This is a genomic window from Escherichia sp. UTM R2 (genome assembly GCF_048593455.1).
Lineage (GTDB): Bacteria > Pseudomonadota > Gammaproteobacteria > Enterobacterales > Enterobacteriaceae > Escherichia > Escherichia coli.
This window is the reverse complement of sequence record NZ_JBFWDY010000002.1, coordinates 880,420-899,910: the sequence shown is the minus strand read 5'-3', so window position 1 is coordinate 899,910 and position 19,491 is coordinate 880,420. Positions and strand designations below refer to the sequence as shown.

Below are 19,491 nucleotides of genomic sequence, written 5' to 3'. Positions count from 1 at the left end.
ATATTAATGACGGCGCTGCCAGATCCACAGCGCCGTTATTGCCAGCGCAAACAGCGCACCGAAGCCAATGCCAATGGGCACGACCGGGATGCCTATCATTACCGCCAGCGAGTAAATGCCCAGCATCAACAACATGGCGCTGTTTTCGCCAAGGTTTTGTACTGCAATCGCATTCCCCGCCCCGACGCTTTTTTTACCCCGCTCCTGTAGCAACGCATTGAGCGGAACGACAAAAAAGCCCCCCAACACGCCAATCAGCATCAACAAGGCATAGGCTGGCAGCAGCTCGTGTTGCAGGGAGAAAATCAGTACCACCACGCCAATCAAAATCCCGGCTGGCATACAGCGTGACACGGTTTCCAGCGTAACCAGCTTCGCTGCCGCACCTGCGCCAACCACGATACCAATCGCTACCATCGCGTTGAGATAGGTCGGCGTAGCGTTATCGGTAATGCCCAGCGCCACCGGTACCCACAGCACCAACAGGAAACGCAGCGTGACACCCGCTCCCCAGAATAAACTGGTGCCCACCAGCGAAAAACGCGTTTCACCATTGCGCCATAGCGAGGTGCAGGCATTCAGGAAACTGCGGGTCATGTTGATGAGATTCCAGGACTGCCCCGGACGCGCCGCCGCCAGTTTGGGAATGTAGATATTGGCAACGACCGCACCACCGTAGGCCAGTGCGCATGCGGCCAGGGCGACGAGGACATGCCAGTCAGCCAGCACACCACCGGCTACGGAACCGAGTAAAATCGCCGCTATGGTAGAAGCTTCCATTAAACCGTTAGCTTTTACTAACTTACTACCCGTGGTTAATTCGCCGAGAATACCGTATTTCGCCGGTGAATAGGCTGCAGCACCAACACCCACCAGCGTATAGCCGAGAAACGGATTGATACCAAAGCAGATACTGGCTGCGCCCAGCAGCTTCAGGCCGTTGGTAAACATCATCACCCGGCCTTTGGCGAAGCTATCCGCCACCTGCCCGACAAACGGCGCAAAAAGAATGTAAGCACCTACAAACACCATTTGCAGGATGGGCTGGCTCCACTCCGGATAGAACTGCGCTTTCAGTAACGCCAGAGTGGCAAACAGTAGCGCGTTATCGCCAAACGCAGAGAGAAACTGCGCCACGATAACCGCTTTCATCCCCTTCGACCACAACGAAGTGTTAGTGTGCACTGACTCACTCATCGTGTTGTTCCGCTTCGTCTACCCAGCTTTTCAACGTGACAAAGTCAGGTTTGCCGCTGCCAAGTAATGGCATCTGTTTCAGATAGCGAATATCGCGCGGTACAGCAAGCTCCGGCACGCCGTGCTCGCGGGCATACTGTTGCAACTTATCGCGCGTCAGTTCGTTATCTGTGGTGAAAAGCACCAGTGCCTCGCCTTTGCTGGCATCGCTCTTAATCGCAGTGGCATGGACTTTATCTGGCGAAACACCAAGTGCCAGTTGTTCCACCATTTCCAGCGACACCATTTCGCCTGCAATTTTGGCAAAGCGTTTTGCGCGGCCCTGAATCTGCACAAAGCCCTGCTCGTCAAAACGCACAATATCGCCAGTGTCATACCAGCCGCGCTCCATTTCGCCGCGAACATTCTCGGCGGTGGGCACTTCCAGTACACCTGGCTTCTCCACCCGCAGATAGCCGTTCATTATGTTCGGCCCTTTCAGTTGCAGGCGTCCGCCCTCTTCGATACCAGGGACCGACAACAGGCGCGCATCCATTCCTGGTAGAATACGCCCTACCGTACCGGGTTTCGCCGCCATCGGTACGTTGATAGAAACGACAGGCGCGCATTCGGTCACACCGTAGCCTTCAAGGATGCGCAGGCCAAATTTATCCTGCCAAAGCTGTTTGGTACTTTCTTGTAGTTTTTCTGCGCCTGCCACCACATAGCGTAGACGATAGAAGTCATACGGGTTGGCGAAACGCGCGTAGTGACCGAGGAAAGTCGAGGTACCGAACAACACGGTGCAACTGCGGTCATACACCAACTCCGGCACAATACGGTAATGCAGCGGGCTTGGATAAAGAAACACTTCTGCACCTGTGAGCAGTGGCGTAAACAGGCCTACCGTCAGCCCAAAGGAGTGAAACAGCGGTAACGCCGACATAAAGCGATCGTTGGTGGTGAAGTCGGCAATCGTTTTAATCTGCTCGACATTCGCCAGAATGCTTTTATGGCTATGGACGACGCCTTTCGGATGGCCTTCAGAACCGGAGGTAAAAAGGATCAGCGCCTCTTCTTCCGGCTGCTGTTTAACCTGTGCCAGACGCGGCATCAGCAAATGAGCGAAGATCCATACTTTGTCGGCAGTGGTGACATCTGCTTTTAAATCTTCCAGATAGACCCAGCGCACCTGAGTAAGTTGCTCCGGCAGATGCCAGAGTTTGCCTTTATCGAGAAACTGGCGGGAAGTGAAGATGGTTTTGATTTCAGCCGCCGTAATAGCACTGGTCAGCCCCTTTACCCCAGCAGTGTAGTTCATCATTGCGGGAATGCGGCGACGGGCGATGGCCCCAAAAATCACTGCCGCACTGATGCCTGCATTGGGCAGCATTAAGCCGATGCGTTCGCCTTCAACACTGTATTTTTCAAGGATGCGTCCAACAAACAGCGTTTTCGTAAGCAATTTGCGATAGGAGTCTGGGGTAAAATTGACGTCTTCGACACATTTCTTCCCGGCTCCGAAGCGGTACATTGCACTCAGTAAAGATTCGTACAGCGTTTCACGCGGGCGCACCGCCATTCGCGCTTCCATCATTATTTGATGCAGCATTTCGCCAGCGATTTTGCGACGGTCACGGGCACGCGGCGCATCCGGCATCTCCACCTGCGTTGGTGGCAAAATATGCAGAGTAATTTGCGGGAACAAGCGACGTTTAACCAGACCTTTCAGGCGGCTGAAGTGCGTAAGTTCCGCCCCTTCAATACGCACAGGAATAACCGTTGCACCAGACTTCGCCGCGACAAAACCCGCGCCATCGTAGATTTTCATCAGCGAGCCTGTAGTGGTGATGCGTCCTTCAGGGAAAATCACCACTGGTCGGCCCTGTTCCACCAGACGTACCAGATGTTTAATAGCCATAGGTTGCGTCGGGTCGAGAGGAACAAAGTCGATAAATGATTTCAGCCAACGCATATACCACTGTTGGCTTATTGAGGTGTAAACGGCAAATACCGGACGTACGGGTAAAAACAATGCCAGCAGTATGCCATCAATAAAAGAGACGTGATTAGGCGTGATTAGAACGCGCTCGCCCTTCAGTGCCTGGGTGTCACCCGTAACGCGAACGCGATACAAAACACGGCACAAATTTCGAAAAAAGCTAAAAAGCATTCCAACTCCCTTTGCTCTGATTCAGTAAAAGCGAATGGAGGGAGATTACACGAGATAAAGAACGCGAGCGACAGTAAATTAGGTGCGAAAAAAAACCTGCGCATCCGCGCAGGTTGGTGCAAGAGACAGGGTACGAAGAGCGTACCGAATAATCTCACCAATCAATACCTCTGGGATCTTGATTGTGGTCTGCACGACGACTCTTCGCCAGCGAGAAAACGCAAAGGAATGAAGGGAAATGCAACGAGGTGTGTAAATTGTCGGTTACTGTTACAGTTTGATGACCGGCAAAAAAAAACCTGCGCATCTGCGCAGGCTGGTGTAATTCATGTGCTCAACCCGAAGTTGACTTCACCTATCAATACCTCTGGGATCACCACTTTAGCAACCTGAAGCCAAACGCCACCAGCGGTCAATCGCAACAGCGTTTCGCAAAGTGTAACCAAAGGTTTGCAATCTCTTTTTTTGTCTTACTTATTTGCGTTTGGCTCACATTCCCACGATGAAAACACGCCGCCCCTTGAACCAACGGGCGTTTTCCGTAACACTGAAAGAATGTAAGCGTTTACCCACTAAGGTATTTTCATGGCGACCATAAAGGATGTAGCCCGACTGGCAGGCGTTTCAGTCGCCACCGTTTCCCGCGTCATTAATAATTCACCCAAAGCCAGCGAAGCGTCCCGGCTGGCTGTGCATAGTGCAATGGAGTCTCTTAGCTATCACCCGAACGCCAACGCCCGTGCGCTGGCGCAGCAGACCACTGAAACGGTCGGTCTGGTCGTTGGTGATGTTTCCGATCCGTTTTTCGGTGCAATGGTGAAAGCGGTCGAACAGGTGGCTTATCACACCGGTAATTTCTTATTGATTGGCAACGGTTACCACAACGAACAAAAAGAGCGTCAGGCTATTGAGCAACTGATCCGCCATCGCTGTGCTGCGTTGGTCGTCCATGCCAAAATGATCCCAGATGCTGATTTAGCCTCATTAATGAAACAAATGCCCGGTATGGTGCTGATCAACCGTATCCTGCCTGGCTTTGAAAACCGTTGTATTGCTCTGGACGATCGTTACGGTGCCTGGCTGGCAACGCGTCATTTAATTCAGCAAGGTCATACCCGCATTGGTTATCTGTGCTCTAACCACTCTATTTCTGACGCCGAAGATCGTCTGCAAGGGTATTACGATGCCCTTGCTGAAAGTGGTATTCCGGCCAATGACCGGCTCGTGACATTTGGCGAACCAGACGAAAGCGGCGGCGAACAGGCAATGACCGAGCTTTTGGGACGAGGAAGAAATTTCACTGCGGTAGCCTGTTATAACGATTCAATGGCGGCGGGTGCGATGGGCGTGCTCAATGATAATGGTATTGATGTACCAGGTGAGATTTCGTTAATTGGCTTTGATGATGTGCTGGTGTCACGCTATGTGCGACCGCGCCTGACTACCGTGCGTTATCCAATCGTGACGATGGCGACCCAGGCTGCCGAACTGGCTTTGGCGCTGGCGGATAATCGCCCTCTCCCGGAAATTACTAATGTATTTAGTCCGACGCTGGTACGTCGCCATTCAGTGTCAACTCCGTCGCTGGAGGCCAGTCATCATGCAACCAGCGACTAACCGCAGTTAAAGCAATTCCAGCGCCAGTAATTCTTCGATGGTCTGGCGACGGCGAATCAACCGCGCCTGACCATTATCAAACAGAACTTCTGGTAACAGCGGACGGCTGTTGTAGTTGGATGACATTGATGCGCCATATGCCCCTGTATCATGCAGTACCAGATAATCACCCGCCTTCACTTCCGGCAAGGCGCGGGTTTCAACATTTCCCCCTTCCTGCTGGGTAAAGACATCGCCCGATTCACATAACGGCCCGGCGACGACGGTTTCCACCGTTGGCGCGTGTTCCAGAGAACGACCATCAGCTGCCAGGGCACTGATATGGTGGTAACTACCGTACATTGCCGGGCGCATCAGATCGTTGAACCCGGCATCAACCAGCACAAAGTGGCGGCTACCCATTTGTTTGACGCTCCGCACCTGAGTAATTAACACGCCAGACTGCGCTACCAGAAAGCGACCCGGTTCAATTTCCAGTTTCACAGGGTGGCCCAAATGGCTGGCGATTTGCTCACGCGCGGCATTCCACAGACCATAATAATGCTCGGTATCAACCGCCTCTTCACCCTGTTGATAAGGAATAGAAAGCCCACCGCCTGCAGAAATAGCCTGTAAATCCTGACCGAATTCGATGACCTGACGTACCATAGCACCACACACCTGTTCCAGATGGGCATAATCAACGCCAGAACCAATGTGCATGTGAATGCCGACCAGCTGCAGATGATGACGTTGTATCACGTCCAGTGCGGCGGGCAGATCGGTGTACCAGATACCGTGCTTGCTGTTTTCGCCACCGGTATTGGTTTTTTGGCTATGTCCGTGACCAAACCCCGGGTTAACGCGCAGCCATACCCGATGCCCTGGCGAAACCTGGCCCAGTTGGTCGAGCATATCAACAGAACCCGCATTCACCGGAATTTGCAATTCACTGACGCGTTCAAGCGTCGCCTGATCGATAACATCTGCCGTAAAAACAATATCATCGGGGTGCGTTTGCGGATTGTAACCCGCCGCCAACGCACGCTCTATTTCGCCTAACGAGACGGAATCCACTTTCACGCCCTGCTCACGCATTAAGCGCAAAATATGAATATTGGAACAGGCTTTCTGTGCAAAGCGCACCACATCAAACTGTTTCAGCGCTGCAATCTGCCCACGAATAATTTGCGCATCGTAGACCCACACCGGGCAGCCAAATTCTGCGGGCAAACGCAGCAGATTTTCGGCGGTGAGATCGGTATCGGTGCTGAACAGTGAATGTGGCATAGCAAACTCCAGATAAGTGCTTTTTTTATGATTACGCCACATCATAAAAAGAATAAAAAATATCGATTTATGTCGAGTCTATGCAAAAATGATATGGATTACCGGATTGCGAGAGAGCGCTAATGGCCGCCGTTAACTTACGTCATATTGAAATTTTTCATGCGGTAATGACCGCCGGAAGTCTGACTGAGGCGGCACACCTGCTACACACCTCACAGCCAACCGTCAGCCGCGAACTGGCGCGCTTTGAGAAGGTGATCGGGCTGAAATTGTTTGAGCGCGTACGTGGACGATTACATCCTACCGTGCAAGGACTGCGTCTGTTTGAAGAAGTGCAACGATCCTGGTACGGACTGGATCGCATTGTCAGCGCCGCAGAAAGTCTGCGCGAGTTTCGCCAGGGAGAACTGTCTATTGCCTGCCTGCCGGTCTTTTCGCAATCTTTTTTACCGCAGCTCCTGCAACCCTTTCTGGCACGTTATCCCGATGTCAGCTTAAATATCGTGCCCCAGGAATCACCGCTACTTGAAGAGTGGCTCTCGGCCCAGCGTCATGATTTAGGACTCACTGAGACGCTCCATACGCCTGCGGGAACAGAACGTACCGAATTACTCTCTTTAGATGAAGTGTGTGTGTTACCTCCGGGTCATCCGCTGGCGGTAAAAAAGGTATTAACGCCAGAAGATTTTCACGGTGAGAACTACATCAGCCTTTCCCGTACTGACAGCTATCGCCAGTTGCTGGATCAATTGTTTACGGAGAATCAGGTTAAACGACGCATGATCGTAGAAACCCACAGTGCCGCGTCAGTCTGCGCAATGGTACGGGCGGGGGTAGGTGTTTCGGTGGTTAACCCGCTCACCGCACTGGATTATGCGGCAAGCGGTTTAGTGGTGCGGCGGTTCAGTATTGCGGTTCCGTTCACCGTCAGCCTGATCCGCCCCCTGCACCGCCCGTCATCAGCGCTGGTTCAGGCGTTTAGTGAGCATTTACAAGCGGGGTTACCGAAACTGGTCACTTCTCTTGACGCGATTTTGTCGTCAGCTACGACAGCATAAAAGCGACAGCATCCTCGGCATGGATCGCCGCAGTATCAAACACAGGCAAAACACTGCGCTCTTCTGGCACCAGTAAACCAATTTCTGTGCAGCCAAAAATGACGCCCTGTGCGCCCTGTTCTGCAAGGCGAGCAATCACTTGCGCATAATAAGCGCGTGACGCTTCGGTAAATTGCCCCAGACACAGTTCTTCAAAAATAATCTGATTAATCTTCGCCCGTTCATCCGCTTCAGGAATAAGACAGTTGATGGAAAATTGTTCCGTCAGCCGCCCGCGATAAAAATCCTGTTCCATGGTGTAACGCGTACCCAGCAGCGCCACACGAGTCATTCCTGCCCCGGTAATTGCACGTCCAGTGGCGTCCGCTATGTGTAAGAAAGGCAGAGAGCAACGAGACTCAATGACATCCGCCACTTTATGCATCGTATTGGTACATAACACAATGCCTTCTGCGCCCGCCCGCTGTAAGCCAAACGCCGCCTCAGCCAGAATATCCCCGGTTTTGTCCCACTCACCGCGACGCTGGCACTCTTCTATTTCATGAAAATCGACGCTATGTAGCAGCACTTGCGCAGAGTGAAGCCCACCAAGCCGCTGTTTAATGCCTTCATTTATCAAACGATAGTAAGGAATAGTGGATTCCCAACTCATTCCTCCCAGCAAACCAATTGTTTTCATTCCTCTCTCCTGATGTGTGTTACCGCAACAAGGCTGAATAAGGAACGAGACAAACGCCTCAACGGCCAGGTGCCCAATCTCTATTAACGAAAAAAGGGCCGGATGTACAGCACATCCGGCCCGTGAAATCAGACGCCGATATTTCTCAACTTCTCGCCTGCCATCAGTTTGCGTTCGATATGTTCCAGGGTGACATTTTTGGTTTCCGGAATGAGCCAGAAAGTGATGCCCACAAACGCAATGTTCAGCGCAGTGTAGAGCCAGAACGTACCGGCAGCGCCAATGCTGTCGAGCAGCGTCAGGAAGGTCGCGCCGATAATCATATTCGACACCCAGTTCGTGGTGGTCGAACAGGTAATACCGAAATCGCGGCATTTCAGCGGCTGAATTTCAGAGCACAGGATCCACACCACTGGCGCGGCGCTCATCGCATAACCGGCAATACACATCATCGTCATGCCAACAGAGAGCCATGACAGGCCACTGGAAGCCGTGCCGTTATCAAACTGCATCAGACAATAGCCCAGCACCAGAGTGCCTAACGCCATCACGCTGAAACCAATTTTCAGAGCCGGTTTACGCCCTGCTTTATCTACCGTAAACACCGCAATAAAGGTGGCGAACATAAAGGTCAGCCCTACGACCAGAGTCGCAATCATCTGTTGTTCTGTCGTCGTAAAGCCCGCCATTTTGAAGATACGTGGCGCGTAGTACATGATGATGTTCATACCGGTAAACTGCTGCATCGCCTGCAACAACATACCGAGAAACACAGCACGACGGACGTTACGGTTGATCTTAAACAGTGCCCAACCGCCCTGTTTTAACTTCAGGCTTTCACGAATTTCGTTGAGTTCTTCTCGCGCTTTTTCCGACGTATCGCGCAGCATACGCAATACTTCTTCCGCCTCAATATGACGCCCCTTTTCCGCCAGCCAGCGCGGGCTATTTGGCAGGAAGACCACCAGAATAATCAGCAGGACTGCTGGTAAAGCAAGAACCCCCAACATTGCGCGCCAGTTACCGCTATAACTGAACGCTGTATCGGATAAAAACGCCAGCACGATGCCGAGTGTGACCATCAACTGGTACATACTGATCATCTTACCGCGAACGTTTTCACTTGCCATTTCAGAAAGATACAGAGGAGCGGTGTAAGAGGCGATCCCGACAGCAATGCCCAGCACCACACGAGCGGCGATTAACATCTCTACGCTGGTCGCAAAAGCGGACCCTATCGAGCCGAGCACAAACAGGATGGCCCCCGCCATCAGGCTGTATTTACGCCCCAGGCGGAACGACAGCCAACCATTAAACAGCGCACCAATTGCTGCGCCGAGCATCATGCTACTGACCACCCATTCCTGCAAACGGCTGGTCAGCACAAAGTGATCGGTAATGAACGGCAACGCTCCGGCGATTACGCCGATATCAAGACCAAATAACAATCCTGCGACCGCAGCAGCTACCGAAACAAACATATTCATACGCCGCGTATCCCGCAAAGAACGTGGCGTTAAAGCAGATTCCGTATTGATAGTAACCATTTTTTCCTGCCAGCAGAGAGTAAGACATAGTGAAAAAATACGTGAACAATTCACACAGGTGTCAGGTCGGAAACAGCATAAATATGGATTAAATTGCTGCGACATGTCGTTATGTGATGGATATTCCAATTTTCAAATTAAGTTGAATTATTGAGATTATTATTAACCAACTAATTTTAAAGAAGATAAAATTCATAAAGTTCATTAATTGATAATTGATATGGATTATTTCATAACCATGATATGGATTATGATGATCTACAGGTATAAAAAACCCTGCCATGCGGCAGGGTCATAAAAGTAAGAAGAATGAATTAACGCGCCAGCCAACCGCCATCCACGGCAATGGTATAACCATTCACATAATCTGAAGCGCTGGAGGCAAGGAACACTACCGGCCCCATCAGGTCACTCGGCAGTCCCCAACGGCCAGCTGGAATGCGGTCGAGAATTTCCGCGCTACGTTGTTCATCTGCCCGCAGTTGTTGAGTATTGTTGGTCGCCATGTAACCCGGAGCTATCGCATTAACATTAATGTTGTGTTTAGCCCATTCGTTCGCCATCAATCGCGTCACGCCCATCACACCGCTTTTTGATGCGGTATAAGAAGGCACACGGATCCCGCCCTGGAAGGAGAGCATTGACGCGATATTGATAATCTTGCCGCCATTGCCTTGCGCGATAAAGTGTTTCGCCGCTGCCTGAGACATGAAGAATACGCTCTTGATATTCAGGTTCATGACATCGTCCCAGTCCTTTTCGCTGAACTCGAGAGCGTCTTCGCGGCGAATCAATCCGGCGTTATTCACCAGGATATCAATATGACCAAACTCCGCTACCGCGCGATCCAGCAGTGCTGGAATACCATCAATCTTTCGCAGATCGGCGGTCAGGCTTAAAAAACGACGCCCCAGCGCTGTGACCTGCTTGATGGTTTCAGTCGGTTCAACGATGTTAATGCCAACAATGTCACAGCCCGCTTGCGCCAGCCCCAACGCCATCCCCTGGCCCAGTCCAGTATCACAACCAGTGACGACCGCAACTTTACCTTCGAGAGAAAATGCACTTAAAATCATAACAATACCTTATTCGTTTATGCCGACAACTAGCGCAAATCTTTAACGGCCACATGGTCCATATCATCAAAGACCTGGTTTTCACCGACCATGCCCCAGATAAAGGTATAAGCTTTGGTTCCGACGCCGGAATGAATCGACCAGCTCGGGGAGATCACCGCCTGCTCGTTATGCATCACAATGTGACGCGTTTCTTGCGGCTGCCCCATCATGTGGAAAACGCAGGCGTCATCATCCATATTGAAATAGAAATAAACTTCCATCCGGCGCTCGTGGGTGTGACACGGCATGGTGTTCCACAAGTTACCCGGAGCCAGCTCCGTCAGCCCCATACTCAATTGGCAGGTTTCCAGCACATCCGGGACAAAATATTTGTTAATAGTGCGACGGTTACTGGTGAGGTTATCGCCTAACGTGACTGGAGATACTTCGTCCGGTGTGACTTTTTTGGTGGGATACGTCGTATGCGCGGGTGCGCAATTGTAATAAAACTTTGCCGGAGTGGCGGTATCAATACTGGCAAAGACAACTTCTTTTGCACCTTTACCCACATACAGGGCGTCGCGGTGACCGATTTCATAGCATTGGCCATCGACAGTAATCGTACCGGCACCGCCAATATTGATAACACCTAACTCGCGACGTTCAAGGAAATAGCTTACGCCGAGTTGTTTACCAACTTCCCCGCCAACGGAAACCGTTTTAGTTATCGGCATAAAGCCGCCAACAATAATTCGGTCAATGTGGCTGTAAACCATGGTGTACTCATCGGCGACAAATACCTTTTCAACCAAAAATTCATTGCGCAGCCCTTGGGTATCCAGCGTTTTTGCGTGCGCACTGTGGATGCTCTGTCTTACGTCCACATCAACCTCCGATAATCAGTGAAGCGTGAAAATAGAAAACGATAGTGAAACACTGTTTCGTTTTCTCTATAAAGGGATGATATGCCCATGGGCTAGGGTTTTCAATTAAAAATAAAACAATGTTTCATTTTTAAGTTAAGGATTAAAAAAAGTGCAGTGTCGATCACGAATATGTCATGAGAATGGAAAAATGAGGGAGCCCAGAAAATGTATGTCGACTTGCCAGCCATCATTATTCAACAGATTAATGACGGCAGATATTTATCGGTAAGGAGGAAATGCAGAGCTATTCGTCACGTTCAATGGTCAATGCCACACCCTGGCCCCCGCCGATACAAAGCGTTGCCAGTCCTTTGCGGGCATTACGTTTCACCATTTCATGAACCAGAGAAACCAGGATTCGGCAACCGGAAGCGCCTATCGGGTGACCAAGTGCGATCGCACCACCATTGACATTGACCCGACGCTCATCCCACTCAAGCATCTTGCCAACCGAAAGCGCCTGTGCAGCAAACGCTTCATTAGCCTCGATAAGATCGACATCAGCCAACTGCCAGCCTACACGCTCCAGGCAACGGCGGGTCGCATACACCGGCGCAATTCCCATCAATGCCGGATCTACACCAACGCTGGCAAATGCGCGAATGCGGGCCAGCACGGGTAAATTCAACGCTCGTGCTTTGGCTTCGCTCATCATCATTACCGCAGCTGCGCCATCGTTTATGGATGATGCATTACCCGCTGTCACAGAACCGAGACTATCAAATGAAGGATTTAAACGGGCTAAACCTTCTGCACTGGCGTCAGTGCGTGGCTGTTCATCGGTATCAACAACCAACGTCTGACCGTTACTTTGGGTCATTACCGGGACGATCTCATCTTTAAATCGTCCGGCGTCAATCGCCGCTCGCGCTTTTTGTTGCGAGCTAAGTGCGTAAGCATCCTGCAATTGACGGCTGATGCCATATTCGCGAGCCAGATTTTCGGCGGTGACACCAATATGATAATCATTGAAGGCATCCCATAACCCATCATGCACAAGACTGTCAACCAGCTGGCTATTGCCAAGCTGTGCACCGGTGCGGCTATCAGTCAGAACATGTGGTGCGCGGCTCATGTTTTCCTGGCCACCGGCGATGACAATATCAGCCTCGCCACACTGTATCGCCTGAGTAGCCAGATGCAGTGCTTTAAGTCCGGAACCGCAGACGTCATTAATCGTGATTGCAGAAACGCTATTAGGCAGACCACCTTTAATAGCCGATTGCCTTGCCGGATTCTGCCCTGCCCCTGCAGTCAACACCTGACCAAGAATTACTTCATCCACCGCATATGCAGGAACGCCGGTACGTTCTATTAACGCTTTCACGACCAGACTACCAAGTTCCACGGCGGAATGACCCGCTAACGCACCGCGAAAGCAGCCGATAGGTGTCCGTAACGCCCCGACAATCACAACGTCTTTCATCACAACCTCGCACCAATTAACAGTGCAATAGTAAATGATTGTTAATTACAGTTATCTTAATTGTTTAAAAAAAGTGATTTTTATCACAAAGGAAATATGCCTGAGCAGTAGTCAGAGTCATAACTGGCACGTAAGGTTTGCAACCACTAACCCACCAATAGAGGGGTAGATAGGGCGTTAATCTCCCATACTTAACCTGGTTTATGGTAAATTGCCCTCCATTTTGTTTAATTTGTAGATGATACGTTCAGATAATGTCTAATATTTGGTCTAAAGAAGAAACTCTGTGGAGTTTCGCGCTCTACGGCACAGCCGTTGGTGCAGGCACGCTCTTCCTTCCTATTCAGTTAGGTTCGGCAGGGGCTGTGGTCCTGTTTATTACTGCTCTGGTCGCCTGGCCTTTAACATATTGGCCACATAAAGCCTTATGCCAGTTCATCCTCTCATCGAAAACATCAGCAGGTGAAGGGATAACGGGCGCAGTAACACACTACTATGGCAAGAAGATTGGTAATCTGATTACCACGCTGTACTTCATCGCCTTTTTTGTCGTCGTGTTGATATATGCAGTGGCAATTACCAACTCACTTACGGAACAGCTGGCAAAGCATATGGTTATTGATCTTCGCATCCGTATGTTGGTGAGTCTGGGTGTTGTATTAATCCTGAATCTCATTTTTCTGATGGGACGCCATGCAACCATTCGGGTAATGGGTTTTTTGGTATTCCCATTGATTGCCTATTTCTTATTTCTTTCCATTTACCTTGTCGGTAGTTGGCAACCTGATCTATTAACGACCCAGGTAGAGTTCAATCAGAATACCCTTCACCAGATATGGATATCGATTCCCGTGATGGTTTTCGCCTTTAGCCATACGCCCATTATTTCTACGTTTGCCATAGACAGACGTGAAAAATATGGCGAACACGCTATGGATAAATGCAAAAAAATTATGAAAGTCGCTTATCTCATCATCTGCATAAGTGTACTGTTCTTTGTCTTTAGCTGCCTGCTTTCTATTCCACCTTCGTATATTGAAGCGGCTAAAGAAGAAGGGGTCACCATTTTATCGGCGCTTTCTATGCTGCCGAACGCCCCAGCATGGCTGTCAATTTCCGGGATTATTGTCGCAGTAGTTGCGATGTCGAAATCATTCCTGGGTACGTACTTTGGCGTTATTGAAGGTGCCACGGAGGTCGTCAAAACAACACTACAGCAGGTTGGTGTAAAGAAAAGTCGTGCATTTAACCGCGCACTATCAATTATGTTGGTATCGCTGATCACCTTCATTGTTTGTTGCATTAACCCGAACGCGATTTCGATGATTTACGCGATCAGCGGCCCGCTCATTGCCATGATACTTTTCATCATGCCTACGTTGTCAACGTATCTGATCCCGGCGCTTAAACCCTGGCGTTCCATCGGAAATCTGATTACGCTGATCGTGGGTATCCTGTGCGTATCGGTAATGTTCTTTAGCTGATATCCATTGTGAATGGTTCAAAATTGCTACAATTTTGAACCATTCCACTTTTCATAATGTTCATTCGTTATTATTCCGCACTATCACTTCCCTCATCATATCCTAGTATTATCAGTTAGTTAAACACACAAAGAGATCTGAACATCTTAAATAAGACTATTTAAGATGCATAACTTAGATTCGCAAGATATCTTCCGGTCATTCAAAAACAATTTGCGATATAGATATTCTCATACCATGAGATAGTTATCTGAACCACCCTCAACCAGGTAAGATTAAATCAGTGAAACATAATCATATTTAATAACGAGAAATGCATTTTAAAATGTCTTAATCAGAATTATAGCAAATACAGATTAATCGCAATTTTTCCCAGCAAAATTACAAAATCATGGTGTATTGACATCATCAATCACCAATGAAATTATGCAATTATATACGGATAGGGAGGTTCTTAACATGGGGCTTTGTAGTCGTTATAAAAGTCTTACATGCAATAGTTGCTCAATGCATTGCCAAATAATGCCAGAAGAGTCACCGCGTTTGCAGTACTGCGCAAACTCGTGTTTTTGTATGTGGCCCGAAGAAAGTTCATATTTTAATCGTGGTGTGGTAGAAGGTATCTTAACAAAAAACCACAATGCGAGATTAAGCGGATATATTTTTGTCGATTTTTCAGTAAGTTTTTTACGTCTATTCCTTGAAAAAGACTGGATTGACTATCTTGCAAGTACTGACATGGGGATTGTTTTAGTCAGCGACCGCAATATGCAATCGTTAGCTAATTACTGGCGAAAACACAACTCAGCAATATCTGCTGTCATATATAATGATGATGGTCTTGATGTTGCCAATGAAAAGATCAGACAACTATTTATTGGTCGTTATTTATCATTTACCAGAGGTAACACATTAACTCAGATGGAATTCACCATAATGGGGTATATGGTTTCTGGTTATAATCCATATCAGATTGCTGAAGTTCTGGATATGGATATCCGTAGCATCTACGCGTACAAGCAACGAATCGAAAAGAGAATGGGTGGTAAAATAAACGAATTATTTATTCGTTCACATTCGGTCCAACATTGATACTCAACGACCAGCCAGAATCATACTCTGTTTATACGGGTATTTATTGAAATGTCCGTATTTTATAAATAGGCCGTCCCCTCAAGAGTAAACACCATAGTATTTAAAACCATCACACGAAAAATTCAGAAGCATTACGAAATATGAATTTACAAACAATAGTGGCATAAATGTTAACCATGTTAATTTACGTAAAGTTTTACGTTGCAACATTAAAGCCTCATTTCAATCATCATGATAAATATAAAATTAATATATATTTATGCCGTGAATACCAATATACTTAGCAAACTATGTGATCTCCATTTCGATTGATTTAGTGTTTATTGACGTATGTACTGGATTATTAACGATAATATCGAGTTCTGGCCTGAGCACCGAAAATTAATATCGGTACATAACGCCGATCTTAACGTCGTTCTGACAACGCCAGCCAGTCGATGTTTATCACTTCTACTTGAAGCTTTTCCTGATGTGGTTGCACAACAAGATTTTTTCACCAGAGTCTGGGAAGAAGAAGGTATGCGTGTGCCTACTAACACGTTATATCAGAACATATCCATTATCAGACGCGGATTTCGCGCTGTTGGTGATACTACCCACTCGCTAATTGCAACCGTGCCGAGAAGAGGATTCAAGATCCATAATGACATTAACATACAAAATCATGTAATAAACTCGTCAACAGACGCACATACACACAATGCCCCACCTGCCATAAAAGTTAATGCGGGATACAAAGAGAGCATTGGTGGCGCAAAGAATTTCAATAACAAAATCCTCAAACATATAAAAAGTCATCTAATTATGTTGAGCGCATTTGTCATAGGCGCATATTCTGCATATTGGCTATGGAATAATAATCAACCGAAGCCATTTTTCAAGGATTACAAGACTGTTGCGGAAATTAATGGCTGCCATTTTAATGTAACAGAAGATACAATTGATGGGTTGAAAGAGTTCGATAAATATAAAACACGGATACTGGATTCGGGGATTAACTGTAAAAAACATCCGTGGTTATACTTCCCTCTTGCAAAATCCTCACCGGGGATGATTGTTATGGCATGCAATAAAAACTATAACCAACATGAAGTGGCAGACTGTTTAACCCTGTCTTACCGTGAGGTTAATCGTGATTGATTATAAAAAAAACTTATTATTTATTTTAGTTTTTATCAGTGGGTTTATTCTCTTCACTGTCTATTCTTACACTGCAGAAAAAATGATATATAACGAAACATGCACTGCAAATTGGGTAATTTTTAATGACCAGGGACGAGCAAATCTTACCATCGACTTTATGTATAACAAAAAAAATAAAACAGGAACTGTTGCGTTGAGTGGAACCTGGCAACAAGGTAACAGAGAAAGTAAATCAATACGGCGAAATATTGAATACACATGGATTGAAAACTATGACACAGCCCATTTAACATCAAAGAAAGTTAATAAGTTTGAGATTATGGATCAAGTTGATGATGATAGACTTGCACAACTTATTCCTGATTTTTATGTCTTTCCAGAAAAAAGTGTAAGCTATAATATACTAAAGCAAGGTAAGCATGCTTTTATTTTGAGCATTGGTAACAGAGCAATAATGCATTGTGCAAGGTAAACTAAAATAGATAACAAAAAGATGGAACCTCGTTAATCATAAAACAATAAAATTAAATATTCTCGCAGTATATGGCAGTCTAAAGCATCAAAGTTTTGATCAACATCTTTCATTTTAGACATCTCCTTGCAATGTAAAATATCATGTATCAACAACATCTGGTGCAAATCCATGAGTCGAACTCGACATTCATCTTAGCTCGATTATTATTCCTTCGTACAGTCGATGTAAACAATACAGAAAGAGGATTATTAAGAACCAGTTTACTCAGTGAATCAATAGAGGAAAGGACTAACGTTTCTTTAAAAGAATTGATTTCATCATCTGTTAAACTAAACTCATCATTGACAGATCGTGAGATATAACTGTTTTTAACTTTACTCTTTACGTTGACTTTATTGACAGAATTAACATTCACATATCTTGATTTTAATGTCCATGATGTTGTTTGCGTGAGAACATTCTCAGCATTAAGGAATTTTTTTAACGGAATCCTTGGTTTCTTTTTCGAGTCCGAATTTACAATATCATGCATATAGACCATTTCATGAATCTGCGAAAATTCAATGTCCATTGTATACCTCACATTTTTACCGTGACTCGATGTTACTGTTCAATAATCACCTTCCATCAATACTAAAATTAATACCCCTAATGTGCCGATAACAAATATAGTCATTCTACGTAACGTCTCCATAAGGTGATAACCTTGATCAAATGAATTTCGAATATAATAAAGGAAATCTTTTGAGATGTTTATCACGAATAAAGCTATTTATGTTACCAATATCATTTCGAGTGCGCACACTATCTATCTGTTTTTTCGAGATATAAAAAACAACGTGTAAGTTATGTAAATTGCCGATGCTACTTAGTAACATTATGGTAAAAAAAGTAAAAATGAGCGATTTTTGATAGAATAAAGCATGAGAAAAGGTGATATTTGACATTATCAGAAGCTGCGAATTCGGATTTTGCTCTAATCAAATGAGAGAAATGTAAAATGAAGCCACGAAATATTAATAATAGCCTACCACTGCAACCATTAGTTCCTGATCAGGAGAACAAAAATAAGAAAAATGAAGAGAAATCCGTTAATCCAGTTAAAATCACAATGGGGTCTGGTTTAAATTATATTGAACAAGAATCTCTTGGAGGAAAATATCTAACACATGATTTGTCAATAAAGATAGCGGATATTTCTGAAGAGATAATTCAGCAAGCAATATTATCTGCTATGAGCATATATAAATTTTCGATAACAGATGATTTAATGAGTATGGCTGTAAATGAACTCATAAAACTGACCAAAATAGAGAATAATGTAGACCTGAATAAATTCACTACTATATGCACAGACGTTCTATCCCCCCTCGTCACCAGACATAATAAAGAAAAAAACAAACGACATTCTACCCTTCTCAAAAATCCCCTTTTTAATTTTCATTGAAAAAATGGCAATTGATACTATGAATCCAGGTCATACACATTAAGGCATTTATGTAATGTCGTAATTAAGATAACTAATAAGGTGAATATTAGTAAAACAACTAATGATATTATTAGTTTGTAGTGAACAGTACTTTTACCAATAATGAAAATATACCATAAGCAATGCAAGCTTAAAACTAATAATTTAAAAAAGATAAATGTAAAAATATTAATGAGTCAATCAATAATAATTTAGCATCACGAGACACATCACAGAGGAATATTATGAGCACAGAAACAATTGAAATATTCAATAATAGTGATGAATGGGCAAATCAACTAAAACACGCATTATCGAAAGGAGAAAATCTGGCATTACTACATGGTTTAACTCCTGATATCCTTGATAGAATATATGCATATGCATTCGACTACCATGAAAAGGGTAATATAACGGACGCAGAAATTTATTATAAATTTTTGTGCATTTATGCGTTCGAAAATCATGAGTATCTAAAAGATTTTGCATCAGTATGTCAGCCAAAAAAGAAATATCAACAAGCATATGACCTTTACAAACTAAGTTACAATTACTCCCCGTATGATGACTATTCAGTTATTTATCGTATGGGTCAATGTCAGATTGGGGCTAAAAATATCGATAACGCAATGCAATGTTTCTATCACATTATTAACAATTGTGAGGATGATAGTGTTAAGAGTAAAGCGCAGGCATATATTGAACTCTTAAACGATAATTCAGAAGATAATGGCTAAGCATTACAATCATTTGGTTAAATTTGCTGGTTATAGTGCAGTTAACCACTATAACCAGCACCTATTATGTTTTCTTAAATCAGCATCTTAAAACAGTTAAGAGCATACTATAAATCATTATTTTTCAATGCGTTAGAGAATAATCTACTTTATAAAAATT

Annotated in this window: 17 protein-coding genes and 1 pseudogene; 8 read left to right on the top strand and 10 right to left on the bottom strand. The window is 45.9% G+C overall.

Going from position 1 to position 19,491, the window contains the following annotated elements; genetic code table 11:
• Window positions 1-3: 3 nt before the first annotated feature.
• Window positions 4-1,197, bottom strand: coding sequence for a lysophospholipid transporter LplT (gene lplT / locus AB4H76_RS05195; RefSeq protein ID WP_077492745.1), 1,194 nt, complete (start codon window positions 1,195-1,197; stop codon window positions 4-6).
• Window positions 1,190-3,349: a bifunctional acyl-ACP--phospholipid O-acyltransferase/long-chain-fatty-acid--ACP ligase gene (gene aas / locus AB4H76_RS05190; protein ID WP_000899041.1), complete on the bottom strand. Its 2,160-nt coding sequence runs from the start codon at window positions 3,347-3,349 to the stop codon at window positions 1,190-1,192. The genes lplT and aas overlap by 8 nt, the downstream gene beginning before the upstream one ends.
• A gap of 585 nt (window positions 3,350-3,934) precedes the next feature.
• On the opposite strand from aas, the gene galR reads away from it, so the two are divergent.
• Window positions 3,935-4,966, top strand: a complete 1,032-nt coding sequence (gene galR, locus AB4H76_RS05185; RefSeq protein ID WP_000201064.1) for an HTH-type transcriptional regulator GalR — start codon at window positions 3,935-3,937, stop codon at window positions 4,964-4,966.
• 6 nt (window positions 4,967-4,972) lie between these two features.
• Here the strand turns inward: galR and lysA are convergent, their stop codons facing one another.
• Window positions 4,973-6,235 carry a diaminopimelate decarboxylase gene (lysA, locus tag AB4H76_RS05180; protein WP_032281532.1) on the bottom strand — a complete coding sequence of 421 codons (1,263 nt, stop codon included), beginning with the start codon at window positions 6,233-6,235 and terminating at the stop codon, window positions 4,973-4,975.
• A 122-nt stretch (window positions 6,236-6,357) separates the two neighbouring features.
• On the opposite strand from lysA, the gene lysR reads away from it, so the two are divergent.
• The gene (lysR, locus tag AB4H76_RS05175) at window positions 6,358-7,293 is read left to right on the top strand and encodes a DNA-binding transcriptional regulator LysR (protein WP_000741832.1); all 936 of its coding nucleotides are present in this window, start codon (window positions 6,358-6,360) and stop codon (window positions 7,291-7,293) included.
• Here lysR and ygeA read toward each other — a convergent pair.
• The 5 genes from ygeA to AB4H76_RS05150 form a co-directional block, all read right to left on the bottom strand.
• Window positions 7,280-7,972, bottom strand: coding sequence for an amino acid racemase (gene ygeA / locus AB4H76_RS05170; protein WP_000848646.1), 693 nt, complete (start codon window positions 7,970-7,972; stop codon window positions 7,280-7,282). The genes lysR and ygeA overlap by 14 nt on opposite strands.
• Before the next feature lie 128 nt (window positions 7,973-8,100).
• Entirely contained in the window at window positions 8,101-9,519 is a 1,419-nt protein-coding gene (gene araE, locus AB4H76_RS05165) for an arabinose-proton symporter AraE (RefSeq protein WP_000256438.1), read from the bottom strand.
• 314 nt (window positions 9,520-9,833) lie between these two features.
• Entirely contained in the window at window positions 9,834-10,595 is a 762-nt protein-coding gene (gene kduD / locus AB4H76_RS05160; RefSeq protein WP_000603518.1) for a 2-dehydro-3-deoxy-D-gluconate 5-dehydrogenase KduD, read from the bottom strand.
• Between the two features lie 29 nt (window positions 10,596-10,624).
• Window positions 10,625-11,461, bottom strand: coding sequence for a 5-dehydro-4-deoxy-D-glucuronate isomerase (gene kduI, locus AB4H76_RS05155; RefSeq protein ID WP_077492744.1), 837 nt, complete (start codon window positions 11,459-11,461; stop codon window positions 10,625-10,627).
• 286 nt (window positions 11,462-11,747) lie between these two features.
• Window positions 11,748-12,929: an acetyl-CoA C-acetyltransferase gene (locus AB4H76_RS05150; protein ID WP_000656029.1), complete on the bottom strand. Its 1,182-nt coding sequence runs from the start codon at window positions 12,927-12,929 to the stop codon at window positions 11,748-11,750.
• Window positions 12,930-13,183: 254 nt separating this feature from the next.
• On the opposite strand from AB4H76_RS05150, the gene AB4H76_RS05145 reads away from it, so the two are divergent.
• The 4 genes from AB4H76_RS05145 to yqeJ all read left to right on the top strand — a co-directional run bounded on the left by AB4H76_RS05145 (window position 13,184) and on the right by yqeJ (window position 17,123).
• A complete protein-coding gene (locus tag AB4H76_RS05145) occupies window positions 13,184-14,413 on the top strand; it encodes an amino acid permease (RefSeq protein WP_000065950.1) in 1,230 nt (409 codons plus the stop codon).
• Between the two features lie 459 nt (window positions 14,414-14,872).
• Window positions 14,873-15,505: a helix-turn-helix transcriptional regulator gene (locus tag AB4H76_RS05140; protein WP_001305805.1), complete on the top strand. Its 633-nt coding sequence runs from the start codon at window positions 14,873-14,875 to the stop codon at window positions 15,503-15,505.
• A 333-nt stretch (window positions 15,506-15,838) separates the two neighbouring features.
• The gene (locus AB4H76_RS05135) at window positions 15,839-16,648 is read left to right on the top strand and encodes a winged helix-turn-helix domain-containing protein (protein ID WP_001295154.1); all 810 of its coding nucleotides are present in this window, start codon (window positions 15,839-15,841) and stop codon (window positions 16,646-16,648) included.
• Entirely contained in the window at window positions 16,641-17,123 is a 483-nt protein-coding gene (gene yqeJ / locus AB4H76_RS05130; protein WP_000568339.1) for a protein YqeJ, read from the top strand. The genes AB4H76_RS05135 and yqeJ overlap by 8 nt, the downstream gene beginning before the upstream one ends.
• A 32-nt stretch (window positions 17,124-17,155) precedes the next feature.
• Here the strand turns inward: yqeJ and AB4H76_RS05125 are convergent, their stop codons facing one another.
• Both AB4H76_RS05125 and yqeK read right to left on the bottom strand, forming a co-directional pair.
• Complete coding sequence (locus AB4H76_RS05125) at window positions 17,156-17,236, bottom strand: hypothetical protein (protein WP_000655821.1); 81 nt, start codon at window positions 17,234-17,236, stop codon at window positions 17,156-17,158.
• A gap of 35 nt (window positions 17,237-17,271) precedes the next feature.
• Window positions 17,272-17,697, bottom strand: a complete 426-nt coding sequence (gene yqeK / locus AB4H76_RS05120; RefSeq protein ID WP_001356275.1) for a protein YqeK — start codon at window positions 17,695-17,697, stop codon at window positions 17,272-17,274.
• 429 nt (window positions 17,698-18,126) lie between these two features.
• On the opposite strand from yqeK, the pseudogene AB4H76_RS05115 reads away from it, so the two are divergent.
• Both AB4H76_RS05115 and AB4H76_RS05110 read left to right on the top strand, forming a co-directional pair.
• Window positions 18,127-18,616: pseudogene (locus AB4H76_RS05115) on the top strand (hypothetical protein).
• A 223-nt stretch (window positions 18,617-18,839) separates the two neighbouring features.
• Window positions 18,840-19,331, top strand: a complete 492-nt coding sequence (locus AB4H76_RS05110) for a tetratricopeptide repeat protein (RefSeq protein WP_000102786.1) — start codon at window positions 18,840-18,842, stop codon at window positions 19,329-19,331.
• The last annotated feature ends 160 nt before the right edge of the window (window positions 19,332-19,491 follow it).